The 13,434-nt window shown below is 37.5% G+C and carries 10 protein-coding genes, 1 pseudogene and 1 other annotated feature; all 11 genes and pseudogenes read right to left on the reverse strand.

Annotated elements, in window-relative coordinates; all coding sequences use genetic code 11:
• Positions 1–79 precede the first annotated feature (79 nt).
• The gene (gene menC, locus ISU02_RS14195; RefSeq protein WP_194702504.1) at positions 80–1,192 is read right to left on the reverse strand and encodes an o-succinylbenzoate synthase; all 1,113 of its coding nucleotides are present in this window, start codon (positions 1,190–1,192) and stop codon (positions 80–82) included.
• Positions 1,193–1,307: 115 nt separating this feature from the next.
• A complete protein-coding gene (gene menC, locus ISU02_RS14200) occupies positions 1,308–2,417 on the reverse strand; it encodes an o-succinylbenzoate synthase (protein WP_194702505.1) in 1,110 nt (369 codons plus the stop codon).
• Positions 2,418–2,594: 177 nt separating this feature from the next.
• The gene (locus tag ISU02_RS14205) at positions 2,595–3,431 is read right to left on the reverse strand and encodes a hypothetical protein (protein WP_194702506.1); all 837 of its coding nucleotides are present in this window, start codon (positions 3,429–3,431) and stop codon (positions 2,595–2,597) included.
• Positions 3,432–3,922: 491 nt separating this feature from the next.
• Positions 3,923–5,542 carry a biosynthetic-type acetolactate synthase large subunit gene (gene ilvB, locus ISU02_RS14215; protein WP_194702508.1) on the reverse strand — a complete coding sequence of 540 codons (1,620 nt, stop codon included), beginning with the start codon at positions 5,540–5,542 and terminating at the stop codon, positions 3,923–3,925.
• Between the two features lie 32 nt (positions 5,543–5,574).
• Entirely contained in the window at positions 5,575–6,057 is a 483-nt protein-coding gene (gene ilvN / locus ISU02_RS14220; RefSeq protein ID WP_194702509.1) for an acetolactate synthase small subunit, read from the reverse strand.
• A gap of 175 nt (positions 6,058–6,232) precedes the next feature.
• Positions 6,233–6,482, reverse strand: a binding site (T-box leader).
• Positions 6,483–6,635: 153 nt separating this feature from the next.
• On the reverse strand, positions 6,636–8,072 hold the full coding sequence (locus ISU02_RS14225; RefSeq protein WP_228727827.1) for a GH1 family beta-glucosidase: 1,437 nt from the start codon (positions 8,070–8,072) through the stop codon (positions 6,636–6,638).
• Between the two features lie 88 nt (positions 8,073–8,160).
• Complete coding sequence (locus ISU02_RS14230) at positions 8,161–9,114, reverse strand: PucR family transcriptional regulator (RefSeq protein ID WP_207736324.1); 954 nt, start codon at positions 9,112–9,114, stop codon at positions 8,161–8,163.
• A gap of 151 nt (positions 9,115–9,265) precedes the next feature.
• The gene (gene aroD, locus ISU02_RS14235) at positions 9,266–10,030 is read right to left on the reverse strand and encodes a type I 3-dehydroquinate dehydratase (protein ID WP_194702511.1); all 765 of its coding nucleotides are present in this window, start codon (positions 10,028–10,030) and stop codon (positions 9,266–9,268) included.
• A 50-nt stretch (positions 10,031–10,080) separates the two neighbouring features.
• A complete protein-coding gene (locus ISU02_RS14240) occupies positions 10,081–10,899 on the reverse strand; it encodes a shikimate kinase (RefSeq protein ID WP_194702512.1) in 819 nt (272 codons plus the stop codon).
• A gap of 500 nt (positions 10,900–11,399) precedes the next feature.
• Positions 11,400–12,868 (reverse strand): annotated as a pseudogene (locus ISU02_RS14245) (tripartite tricarboxylate transporter permease).
• 11 nt (positions 12,869–12,879) lie between these two features.
• The gene (locus ISU02_RS14250; RefSeq protein WP_194702513.1) at positions 12,880–13,416 is read right to left on the reverse strand and encodes a tripartite tricarboxylate transporter TctB family protein; all 537 of its coding nucleotides are present in this window, start codon (positions 13,414–13,416) and stop codon (positions 12,880–12,882) included.
• Between the last annotated feature and the right edge of the window lie 18 nt (positions 13,417–13,434).

Raw genomic sequence — 13,434 nt, forward strand, 5'->3', positions numbered from 1 at the left:
AAGTTTTAACTGTAAAATGAACTAGACCTTTTAAAACTGCTTGTCTTCTGTACTCTTTTTTATTTTTACAAAATCTTTTTTATCTTAAAAAGACCTTTTTTTCATAAGTGAGCTTTTCTACCATCTCTGGTATAGGCTCAAATCCAATACCCGGTTTTTCAGGAACAGCAATCATCGAGTCTGCGTCTATCACCATTGGTGGATCAATAAGATCTCTTTCATAGTATCTCGTAGATGCTGGCAAGTCACCAGGGAATTTATAATTTGGAAGCGATGCAATGGCAAGGTTATGTGCTCTTGCAATTCCAGTATCCAGCATACCGCCGCACCAAACAGGAATGTCATAGCTTGCACATAAATCATGCACTTTTTTCGCTGCGGTAAGACCGCCCACTCTGGCAACTTTGATATTAATCGTTTTCGTACTGCCAAGTTCAATGGCCTTTCTGGCATCTTCCACCGAATGAATGCTCTCATCCAAACAAACTCTCGTCTTAATTGCCGCTTGAAGTTTCGCATGATCCACGATATCGTCATGATCAAGTGGTTGCTCTATCATAATCATGTTGAGGTGATCCATCTCTTTAAAAAGATCAATATCATTTAAAGTGTACGCTGAATTTGCATCTGCCATAATCATGATATCACTATGGTGTTTTCTCACATATTCAAGATACTTGATGTCTTTTCCCGGCTTGATTTTCATCTTAACGCGTTTGTAGCCCTCAGCCATGAACTTTTCCACACTTTCAAGAAGCGCTTCTTTGCTCTCTTGAATGCCTATGCTGATGCCTGTCTCTACTTTCTTTCGCGTGCCGCCTAATGCTTTAGACAGAGAGATGTTGTTTTCCTTACAGTATAAATCCCATACAGCACAATCAAGTGATGATTTTGCCATCTTATTTCTTCTCACATGCGCGAACATATCATAGAGTTCTTCAGGGTGTGCAATCTCATCATGACTGTATAAAATAGGAATTAAGAAATCCGATAAAATATGCCATGCCGTTTCATTGGTTTCTTCATTGTAGAAGGGATGTTGTAGGGCAGAACAATCCCCATAGCCCACATGATCTTTACTGTGCACTTCCACAAAGATAAAATGTTTTTCGGCCATTGTAGCCGAACTTATTTGAAAGGGTTTCTTAAATTTGATCTTCATTTTCCTTAGGACAATCTTTTCAATCTTCATTTTTGATCTCCTCTTCATTAAACATATCAAAACTTAATAGATTCACTTTTAAATTAAAGGCCTTATATTAGATTTCTATATTGGATTTTCAGTTAAATCTTGCGCCTTCATGTTTCTATTTAAAAATATCTCTACTCACCATCATCTTATCTATGGCATCCTCATCCACTTCGTACTTAAACCCGTTTACATCATCTGGCACGATTAAAGTACAATCTTTGCTGATTTTCACTTCTGGAATTGTAATATCTTCTTTAAAGTAGCGATTGCTCCCTGCAATGTCGTGAGCGAGCTTAAAATTAGGCAAACTTGCAAGCGAAATATTTTGAACACGCCCTATACCAAGTTCGGTCATGCCACCACACCATACTGGAATATCATTTTCCATGCAAAGGTCATGAATTTTAATGGATTCTGTGATCCCTCTACATCGACTCGATTTGATATTGATAATCTTACAGCTACCAATTTCAATAGCCTGTCGAGTATCTTCAACACTCTCTATACTTTCATCAAGACATATAGGTGTTTCGATGGCTTTTTGCAAAACAGAGTGATCAATGAGGTCATTCTCGCGAAGCGGCTGTTCAATATAGGCGAGATTGTATTCATCAAAGGCTTTGAAGAGTTCAATGTCTTTGAGGCTATATGCCGAGTTCGCATCCACTGTTAACACGATATCAGGGAAGGCCTCTCTTACGCCTTTAATCACTTCAAGGTCTCGACCTGGCTTAATTTTAATCTTTGTTCTATGATAACCTTCTGCAAGGTAGTGATCTATTTTATTAAGCAAATCCTTCAAAGTCGGCTCTATCCCTAAACTCACACCTACTTTGACTTCATCATAGACACCGCCAATAAGTGTTTTCAAAGACTTGTTCTCAATTTTACTTTTAAGATCCCATAATGCATTTTCCACAGCGGCTATCGCCAAATTATTGCCTTTTATAAACCAAGTTTGCTCTATGAAGCTTTCTGGGCCCTCTATATCCTTATGAAGGATTAGAGGTATTAAGAAATTTTTGATGATATGATGGCTTGTGCCATTATCCTCTGGACAGTAAAAAGGGCCAAAAAAGGCTTTACACTCCCCGTAACCCACATGACCTTCAGAATAAATTTTGATCAACAAAGCATCTCTTACTAAAAACTTAGTAAAACTTGTTTCAAAAGGATGCGTAAACGGATTATTGACACGTATAATATCCACTCTTTCTATAAACATATATCCCCCACCATTCTGTAATTTAAAATAAAAATTGCACCGTTTAGGTAATTATCATTATTATTTTATCATTTTAAGACATGTCCATATATCTGCTAAAAACTGTCTTGAATTTGTCTGAATTCTCAGAATATAAAAAAGTAGAGACGGCTCTATAGGACATCAGTTATTCAATTGTTATTTTTTCAACTTTAATTTCTTTGTGAAAATATAAATTGAAAAGAAAGCAAGGCATAATATTGGCACTAAATATTTAAATTCATTATGATTTGTTAAACGGCTACCTTGCCCTCCCATTTCTGAACTCTTGAGATTTTCAATGCAAATATTTTTCAGTTGATTGAGAATGTCCTCAGCATTATATTTTTCATGAATTTTGTATTGACCTAATTCGGATAGTTCATTATGCATTGGGATAATTATTTTTTCTGTATCGGTTTCAATATATAACCCTTGAAAATCATTTGCAAATTCAACTAATTTTAATACTGAATATGATTTTACAGAGCATTTTTCCAATAAATTTTCCATGAACTTATCATCAAAGCATTCTTCTAAATAGGTAATATCTCGACCTAACGATCCTCTTTCGGAAATTTCTCCATTTATGTAGCTGAATTTAATAAACCCTTTTTCGCCACTATCTAACTGGAATGTCGTTACATAATCTTCCCTAGCGGATCTCATAATTTGAGATACATTCGAACTATCGATATCAACGTCGATATAGTCTTTTCCCATTAAAATATATAACTTAAGAAATTCATTTTTTGTTTTTGAGTAGAATGCGCCATTTTCGAATTGATTTTCACCTTGTAAAGTTGCATTATGTGCTGTTGATCTATTTTCTGATTTTTTATCATTACTAATCTCTATATTGTTTTGAATATGTCCTTTGAGCTCCTCTAAGATTTTGTTATCCTCAACTTTTACATCTACCTCATTAGAATCTGCATAAGAAAACGAACTCAAAATAAAAAAAATCATAACCGATAATACAAATATTTTTTTCATCACCATTCTCCATCTAAAAAGTATGCAACACCATCAAATTCAATATATCCACCTATAGAACTGCTATCATAGTAATCATTATCATTTTCATGTAAATATCCTCTCTTTTTTAATATTAGTACCTGTAAGGCGCTATAATACTCATGAAAAACTCTATGTACATCTTGCTGTAAATATTGTGAATTAATATCCATTGAAAACTATATATGTATACGCACCTAATTTATACCATGTCTTTCAATTTGTCGTCAAGTATTCTCTAAAGAAATCTTTAAACGGAAAAATAAGTTCTAATTTCAATACTTAGGCGAAAGTTTTTTAAGAAGCGTAATTCTTAGGCTCAACTCTATTTGTCGCAAAAAAAGTCCACACAAATGTGCAGACTCCATCTTATCTATAAGATTTTCCTCCATCTCATAGTCCATTGAATTTTCATTAGCTATCTCAAATATTCATTATAACAAGTATATTCGAGATAAAATGACTTGGGACTATAACGAATCCACTTCTGGGCTCACGCGCACATCTATGATAAAAGATGATTCACTTTGAAAAGCCTCGTCTAGAACAGATTGGATTTCAGAATTAGATTCAATTTTGCGTCCTGGAATGCCATACCCTTCACCGATCTTGACAAAATCAGGCGAAATGGAGAAATGAATTCCAAAGTGACTTTTTTTGCCATAAGCACCATCCTGTAATTCGCGCACCATCCCCAAAAGATTATTATTGAGAATAATGACAATCACTTTATGCCCAATTTCAGAAAGTGTGCCCAGTTCACCTAAAAGCATTTGAATACCAGCATCCCCCATAACTGAAACCACCATTTTTTCTGGTGCGGCAAGTTTAGCGCCTATGCCAGCAGGTAAGCTGTAGCCCATAGTTCCTAAACCACCAGAGCTTAAAAACTTTCTATCTTGTGAGTACTGAATATTTTTTGCTGTCCAAATTTGATTTTGTCCCACATCAGCCGTAACCACCGCATCTGCTGTTAACCGCTTTGATATTTCATTTAAGAAGTGTTTTGGATTCACATTATCGAATGCGTCTAAATCGATATCTGTATGCGACTCACATTTTAAACCCGATGTCTCTAACCAATACACCTCTTCATTAGGCTCTATTTTTTTATTAATATGATCTAGAATTGTCTTGGCATCTCCCACTACAGGTATTTGATAATTGATGATCTTACCGATTTCAGATGGATCGATATCAATGTGTACAATATTGGCCTCTGGTCTGATTAAGCTAAAGTTTTTAGTAGCACGATCTGACATGCGTGCACCAATGACAATAATTAAATCTGCATTCTTCACCACTTGCTCACAGAGATCATCACCATGAGAACCAAGTACGCCCACATAATAGGGTGAATCCATTGGGTATGAACTGATTCCCATAAGCGTATTGATGACTGGAATTTTTCTGGTCACTGAAAAATGAGTCAGAGCCTTTTTCGCCCCTGATAAAAGTACGCCCCCGCCCGCAATAATCACTGGACTTTTAGCTTCATTGACACGCTTAATGATCCTTTTAAGCTGTCCAGTGTGTCCATTGACCGTTGGATTATAACCATTGATTTCAACGTCTTTAATGTGCTTAAATTCTATCTCTTCCATCTGTATGTCACGTGGAATGTCTATCAGCACTGGTCCCATTCGACCTGTTGTGGCAATTTTAATCGCCTTTGCCATGACTGTGAGAATATCTTCGGACTTTGTCACCAAGAAGCTGTGCTTTGTAAAAGGCTCTGTGGCACCTAAAATATCTACTTCTTGAAAGACATCCTTACCTATGAAATCTTTTCGAACTTGTCCTGTAATCGCAATTAGTGGAATTGAATCCATATAAGCCGTGGCTATTCCTGTGATCATATTTGTGGCGCCTGGGCCTGATGTTGATATACATACACCCACTTTTTTAGATACACGTGCATATCCACTTGCTGCATGAACTGCCGACTGTTCATTTCTAACCAATATATGTTTCAGTTTAGAACGTCTTAATGCTTCAAAAAAGGGTAAGATCGCACCGCCGGGATATCCAAATACGGTATCAATCCCTTCAAGCTCAAGACATTTGATCATTGACTCTGCTACATTCATATCTACTCAACCTCTCTTAATATCAATCTGAACTAACCGTTAAACCTTGCAAGTCCGGTCAGTCCTGTTCTAGCCATCTCACTGATACCATAAACCTTCATCATGTCCACAAATGCATTTATTTTGTCATGATCTCCTGTGAGTTCCACAGTAAGACTCTCAGTTGCAATATCAATTACTTTGCCTCTAAAAATTTCAACAACTTCAAGTATCGATGGTCTATTTTGTTCATTCACCATGACTTTTACTAAGGCGAGTTCTCGATACACTGATGCTTCAGGTTCAAGCTCATAAATCTTGACGACGTCAATAAGCTTTTGCAGTTGCTTTTTAATTTGTTCCACAATCTGCCGATCACCAGTGACGACAATTGTCATCCTTGAAATTTTAGGATCTTCTGTTTCACCCACTGACAAGCTTTTGATATTATAGCCTCTTCTACTAAATAGTCCTGCCACACGACTTAGTATGCCTGGCTCATTTTCTACAATAACTGACAACACATACGGATTCATTTGCTCTCCCCCATTTCATAAATTTTATTGCCTATGCCTTAATTTTATTATTTACTTCTCAAATGCACACTTCTCAAATGCACTGTCTATAGATCCATCTATAAATTTTACTGTCTATACTATAGATTCTTTTGCCTATAGATATAAAAAACCCCGTGCTTATAAGCATTTCGCCTATAAGGACGGGGATAAATCCACGCGGTACCACCTTATTTGTCTCAATTTTGAAACCTCTCAACTTGATTTAACATCAAATAATTGACTGAACATCAATCGTCTATAACGGGACTGACCGACAAGTCTTACTGTCTCTTTCAGACTTGTAGCTTAGGAGCGAGCTATGATTTATAATCGTACTGGTTCACATCAACCACCAGCTTTCTGAAAACGTCTTATAAACTTTTTTTCTCCATCTCTGCATTTGAGCTTTCGAAATTTGATTATTGTATTGAATTATAACAATGATGAAAACAACTGTCAAGATATTTATTAATTTTTTTTCATATAATATCGGATATTTCTCTATATTAGCAGAGATTTCATTGTTGTGGCGTCTTTTGCGCATCACAACTGGACAGTTAAAGTTTCCTTTTTTGCGCTCTAATGTATTCCATGTAGAAATAGGCACTATCTTTTGGATAGCGTTTAAGCGTTTTGTAATCCACATAGAAGAGCCCAAAACGTTTCGAATAACCTTCTTGCCACTCAAAATTGTCGAGGAGAGACCACAGAAAATAACCTTTTATGTTGCCGCCAGCTTCGTTTATAGCGTGAACCATCTCTAAGTGCCTTTTAATGTACATGATTCTCTGTTCATCATGAATTCTGAAATCTCGTTCCACGTGATCAGGATACGCAGCACCATTCTCAGTGATGTATATAGGCACTTGGGTAAATTCTGCTCTTATGCGCTCAATCATAGACTTCAGTGCATAGGGAATAACTTCCCATCCCATGTCGGTAACTGGCACTCTCGGTTTTCCAGCTTCATAGCCAATGCCGCCTGACTTGGTTTTAACCAGCCCCCGAGTGTAGTAGTTGATCCCTAAAAAATCACAGGGTTCAGAAATTGTTTCCATATCGTTCAAGTGAAATTTCAACTTGCCTCTGGTGATCCTATTGACAAGTGTCATAACCTCTTTAGGATAGGTGCCTTTAAAAAGCGCCTCCAAAAAAAGTCTATGTGATACCGCATCTGCAAAATGAGTCGATTTATAATCGGCCTGTGAAGATGAATCTGGATAAAGTGGTGTCACGCTCAGCACAATGCCAATTTCACCTGCTATGTTCATTTCTCGAAAGCGTTTAACCGCTTTGCCATGTGAAAGCAAGAGATGGTGTACGGCTAAAAAACCTTCTTTGACACTTTTGTATCCCGGTGCGTGCAAACCAAGCGTATGGCCTAAAATACCACTACAGAACGGCTCATTATGCGTGAACCACATTGGAACGCGTTCGCCAATATTTTCAAAGAGATACGTGGCGTACTCTAAAAACCAGTCCACACACTTGCGGTTAGTCCAGCCCCCTTCTCTTTGCGCCCATATTGGCAAATCCCAATGATAGAGTGTAAGACATGGCTTAATGCCCTTCTGTTCAAGTTCGCTTATGAGATTGAGATAAAACTTGAGTCCCTCAGGATTGGGTTTGTGTTTTTCTGGAAAAATACGTGACCAAGAAACTGAAAAACGGTATGCATCCACACCCAGCCAGTCCATCAATGCCACATCTTCTTTATACTGATTATAGTGATCACATGCAATTGCACCTGTGTGCCCTTCAAACACCTTCCCCTTAATCTCGCAAAACGGCTCCCATATGGAGGGTGTCCTTCCATCTGCATTTAGGTTGCCCTCTATTTGAAAAGAGCTGGTCGCAACGCCATAGATAAAAGGCCCCTCTTCTGATTTAACCACCAAATTCACTTCAGTTTTCTTTTTACGTCTTATTTTTTTTATCTTTTTAATTGGGTGTAAACTTGCTTTAATTATGTGTTTGTGACGCATCTTTCTCATGATAAGCCTCCCTTTGAGATGTATGCTCTATTCTGTTCTTACCCTTTATTAAAGCGTCTTATCCCCGTTTATAACTCTTTTTTTCAGATCATTGAATCTTATCCACTAAGTAATTGAGATAGTAGTTGATTGCATCGGTAAATTTACGTATGTCATAGCCCGTTATCGTCTCAATTTTATTAAGCCTGTAAATGAGCGTATTTCTGTGAATAAAAAGTTTGTGTGCCGTCTCAGTGATGTTGAGATTACATTCAAAGAAGCTCATGGCAGTTTGTTCGAGTTCATCATCCCCCACACTTTTAAGCTGCTCTCTTAGGACTTCTGATAAAATCGCAGAAGAACTTGATTCTCCCCCAGTAAAAGGGTGTTTCAATCGCTGAATTAAAAGGGGAAAAATCATACTTTCGTAAGTAACGATCTGGGTATTTTGTTTTAGATTTCTACTCAATTGCATCAATTCTTCCAATTGATTATAACACTTATGCAGATCCGACATCTGACTGACTGTGTTGCTCACTGCAATTTGAGCACTGGTAAAGGCCTCTGCTTCAATCATGCTCATTAAATCACCTGGCGTGAGTTCCGCATCCACTACAAAGACCACAATTTCAAATGCATTTAAATGCGCATATTTCATTTCTCCAAATGCAGAACGGATCACTTCCATCACTTCATCTGGATTTGCCTTATATCTTATACACCAAAGTTTTATCGGCAATGGAAAAGGCTCATGATAGTTTTTATAGGCCTCAGCTTCTGTCAGGAGCTGTGCTTCTGTAATTTTAGAGTTAAACGCTACCTGTTTGAGATCTTTCTGATTGTATTTTTCATGAAAGAGGAGTCCTTTTTGAACCCATGCAATCACAAATTGGATTTCAAGTGCATTTAAATCTTTATGTACGATGAGATCAAAGTCATCAAAACTGGAAATTCGAACAAATGGACGCTGAACTTCTAAGTTCAATGTTTCTTTTTTATCCCTCCAAACTTCTATTTCACATTTCATTATTGCTTCTAGTTCTTTGCATAGAGCATTAATCATGACTTCACCTCTTATCAAAAAGAGAATTGTCATCCATAACAATCCTCTTATCATTCCATATATTTTTTTATTATATTATACCTCTTTATTAGCACATATTCCAAGTCATAATAGTCAGAGCTTTTTTTATAGTCCAATTGCCTTTGAGCCTCTAAATTGCATCATGAATGATTTGAAGCACCGTTTCCAATTTTTCAACGGAAATTTGCCCTGGAGCCGAAACCTGACCAACAGCGCCAAAAGTCAAAGCTGAACCAAATATTTCACCAGCCATCCTGCTCATCACTCCCAGAGGCGACATGGACATGGTAACAAGAGGACATTTCGTATGGTTTTTGTACATCTCTTGGGTTGCGTCAAGCAATGTGAGAACATCCTCTGTACAAGTTGGCATAACTGCAATTTTTAATAAATCTGCTCCCAGCGACTCCATTTTACAAAGTCGTTCAATGAGAACTGATTTGGGAGGCGTTAAAGTAAATTCATGATTGGATGCCACTGCGAATACCCTGTGCTCATGACAGTAATTTATAATCTCACGGACAACTTCATCACCTGAAAATAATTCCACATCAACGATGTCCACATGTCCACTGGCTGCAAGCGCCTTATTCAGATCACAGTACTCTGTTGTAGTGATCGCTTTCTCTCCACCTTCATTTTGAGTCCTAAAGGTTGCAATTAGAGGTGTTTTAGGTATAATCTCTCGAATCGCTTCTAAAGTATCCAATACTTTTTCAACATTAAGTGCATCTTCATAAAAATCGATGCGCCACTCCACCATATCATTTTTTTCATGTTCAAAAGAAACAGCACTTTCAAGAATAGCCGACTTTGTCTTTCCAACAATTGGAACAACAATTTTGGGCTTACCTTCTCCAATCGAAATACCTTTAATTTGGATCATATTTTTCATACGGGCCTCCGTTTATCGCTCTTAACTTGTCACTCATAATTTATTGCTTACTACTTTGCCTCATAGATATTTGGCAATACCCGATCTAATTGAATATGCATCAATCGCTCTACAATTTCTAAACTGATCTCATGGATGCTCTTCTCATCCGTATCAATGGCAATATCTGCTGCATTCCGATAGAGTTCCATACGGGGATTTAAAATACTCTCAATTTTTTCTATTGTCATGCCATTTTGTAAAAGTGGTCTCGTGTTTTCAGCTCTTACACGTTCCAGTATAATTTCTGGGCTTGCCTTTAACCACACGATCACACCGCTTTTCTTTAAATTGTCCACATTTTTTTCGTTCAACACTGTGCCACCACCACTACAGAAAATGATGATATTTTTGTGAGCACTCATTTCTTCAACGGTTTTAAATTCCAGTTCCCTAAAATATGCTTCACCATGTGTTTCAAAAATTTGTGCAATGGTCATGCGTGTTCTATCTTCTATAACTTTGTCGATATCAATTTGGTCCATTGCAAGCATTTTAGCGAGCTCACGTCCCACTGTCGTCTTACCGGTTCCCATGAATCCTGCCAATACAATGTGGTGCGGAAAGAGATACCTTGACTGAATACGCCTACAGCTTCTCAAAACATGCGTGTGAATATTCTTAATTTCATCTTTAAATTCAGATTGCACCACATAATCACCAATGCGATGAACGACTTCTTTTTCTCTATCGCTGTTAAAAATTGGCACACCCATCGCCTTTTTTTCATACATGATTTGTTTGATGATGCTTAATCTTTTTTCTAGAATTTTAGCAAGTTCCTGATCACACTGATCTACCTCTGAGCGTAATTCTGTCAATTTGTCCATCTGGTTCCACCTCTTTCACTAATTGGTTGCAGCTTTTTTAAATAACATGCCTATAACGGTTCATGTGCCCCTTTCCGTTTATAGGTATAAAAAAAGAGGCGTTTCTTTTAGAAACTCCTCCGGGCTGTACTTTTTTTGCGATCCGATTAAGTTTGCTCAAAGATAACATGATTTGAGACTTATGAATTTGTTGTATGAAAAATAACCAGGGCAATAAAAATAAAAACCCCAGCTAAAAAAGTAATAAAAACTATTTGATTGTTTTTTCATCCACTCAGAATTCATCATTGATGCCACCTTAATCTATAATAGCCATGATATTATAAGCATTATAGGCTAATTAACCGCTTGCTGTCAACTGCTTTTTATTAAAAAGAAATTGGAATCTCATATTCGTACCGCAGATTTATTTGAATATTGCACCTTTGTATAGGACACACGGGCAATCGTATTGGCACTCTACTTCTATTCCATGTGCTTTTGGAAGTTGTTCTGTGAGATTATTGTTTAACTTTTCTTTTGATAAAGGGCATGTTGGAAATGATCATCAGCAAAGTAAGTACCAATAAAACAAGTGTAATAGGGCGATTGATCATACTTAATACGACATGTTCTTTAGGTAAAGCAAGTGAAACTGCACGTCTAAAATTGGAGTCCATCATACCACCCAGTACAATGGCAAGTACCATTGGTGCTACCGGATAATCTCTTTGTCTCATGGCAAAACCTATGATACCAAAGATCAGCATCAAGACGACATCAAATATGCGATTATTGCCTGCAAATGCACCGATAAAGCACAGCACTGACACCATCGGCAACAAAATATTTTTAGGAATTGAAATCAGCTTACTGATCCGTGGTGCCACCAGTAATCCTAATAAGAGTAACGCCACACAAGCGACGAGACCGCTGATGACAATAGTATAAAACATCTCAGGATTCTCACGAATAAACATAGGCCCTGGCTTTAACCCGTGAACATAAAAAACAGAAAGTAATATGGCAGTGACCGCATCTCCTGGAACAGCCAGTGTTAGCATGGGGATAAGTGCACCACCGATACAGGCGTTATTGGAGGATTCACTTGCAACAATCCCCTCCACGGCACCTTCGCCAAAAGGGACTGATGGTGATTGAATTAAACGTTTGGCTTCATTATAAGATATGAATGCCGCCACTGGTCCACCTGCACCTGGAAGTGCTCCAATAAGCGAGCCTAGGAATGAACCATATATCCCCATTTTCCAGTGTTTTAACACCTCTTTTATACTCATCTTCATCTTTTTCATCTGCATAACCACTTGATTAAAATTATGCTCATAAATTACAGTCAATACTTCACTGAGCCCAAACAGCCCCACAAGCGCTGGAACAGTTGCAACACCTGCTTGTAAATCATATAATCCCAAACTCAATCTCGGCGTACCGATAAGCGGGTCAAGACCAATCATACTGACGGTTAACCCCAACGCGGCACTCATCAATCCTTTTGTATAATTTTTGCAGTAACCGAACCCACTGTTGCAAGCCCAAATAGTGCCAATAAAAAATAGTCCATTGGTGTAAATTTCAATGCAATGGATGCAATGGGCTTTGCCAAAATCAAAAGCATCACAAGACCGAACACACTGCCTAAAAACGAGTAGATTGTCGCATAAAAAAGAGCTTTATGAGCTTCGCCTTTACAGGAAAGTGGATAGCCATCCAACGTGGTAACAACCGAAGAAGGTGCGCCTGGTATATTGATGAGAATCGCAGAAACGGCACCTGAGAAAACGCCTACCACATATACCCCCATAATCATTGCTAATGCTTCTGTCGGTTCCCAAGTATAAGTAATCGATACGAGTAAAGCCGTTGCCATAGACACCGATAAGCCTGGAATGGATCCAACAAACAAGCCGGCCACAGAACCTAAAAAAACTAACATAATAAATTTAAAATTTAGTATTGCCAATATTTCCATATTTGCCTCCGTTAAGGTAATAGTACATTCAACAAAGTTCTGAAACTAAAACTCAAAAAAATCACGGTACAAAAGGGCACCAGAAACAAAATTTTCTTTTGTCTTACCTCTAAATAGCGTAGAAAGGCCAATAAAAAGGTAAAAGTGGCTAACTCAAATGTACCTAGCCTTAAGACAAAAAAACTAATTTTGAAAACGAGCTTTGGTAAAGTGATATATTTTAAAGCTAACGTATAGCACAGCATCATTCCAAGACTAATAATGACACCTTTTAAATTCTTTTTTTGAGTTATTTCAGTCTTCACCTGAATATCGTCCTCAACCGAAATATCCGTATCGGCACGCGTAATTGCAATCGATTGAACATAAAGACTCACAGATAGTAATAAAATAATCCCACTTACTATAATTGGAAATAGATAAGGGGATTGGCTCCATCCCGTAATAAAGCTATTTTGATTCTCATAGAGCGCATAGATTAGAAGTAAAATACCAATAATTGAAAAAAAGATTGCTTCATACAACTTTTTTTTTGATCTGATTTTCATCACAATATACCTCATTCA

Source organism: Fusibacter ferrireducens (assembly GCF_015352425.1).
GTDB classification, from domain to species: Bacteria; Bacillota; Clostridia; order Peptostreptococcales; family Acidaminobacteraceae; genus Fusibacter_A; species Fusibacter_A ferrireducens.

What these genes read in the sequence shown, in the direction of transcription:
- ilvB (WP_194702508.1), bottom strand. Translation starts at nt 5,542, where the DNA reads ATGAATGTAGCAGAGTCAATGATCAAATGTCTTGAGCTTGAAGGGATT.
- menC (WP_194702505.1), bottom strand. Translation starts at nt 2,417, where the DNA reads ATGTTTATAGAAAGAGTGGATATTATACGTGTCAATAATCCGTTTACG.
- ISU02_RS14225 (WP_228727827.1), bottom strand. Translation starts at nt 8,072, where the DNA reads ATGAGAAAGATGCGTCACAAACACATAATTAAAGCAAGTTTACACCCA.
- ISU02_RS14250 (WP_194702513.1), bottom strand. Translation starts at nt 13,416, where the DNA reads ATGAAAATCAGATCAAAAAAAAAGTTGTATGAAGCAATCTTTTTTTCA.
- menC (WP_194702504.1), bottom strand. Translation starts at nt 1,192, where the DNA reads ATGAAGATTGAAAAGATTGTCCTAAGGAAAATGAAGATCAAATTTAAG.
- ISU02_RS14205 (WP_194702506.1), bottom strand. Translation starts at nt 3,431, where the DNA reads ATGAAAAAAATATTTGTATTATCGGTTATGATTTTTTTTATTTTGAGT.
- ilvN (WP_194702509.1), bottom strand. Translation starts at nt 6,057, where the DNA reads ATGAATCCGTATGTGTTGTCAGTTATTGTAGAAAATGAGCCAGGCATA.
- ISU02_RS14230 (WP_207736324.1), bottom strand. Translation starts at nt 9,114, where the DNA reads ATGATTAATGCTCTATGCAAAGAACTAGAAGCAATAATGAAATGTGAA.
- aroD (WP_194702511.1), bottom strand. Translation starts at nt 10,030, where the DNA reads ATGAAAAATATGATCCAAATTAAAGGTATTTCGATTGGAGAAGGTAAG.
- ISU02_RS14240 (WP_194702512.1), bottom strand. Translation starts at nt 10,899, where the DNA reads ATGGACAAATTGACAGAATTACGCTCAGAGGTAGATCAGTGTGATCAG.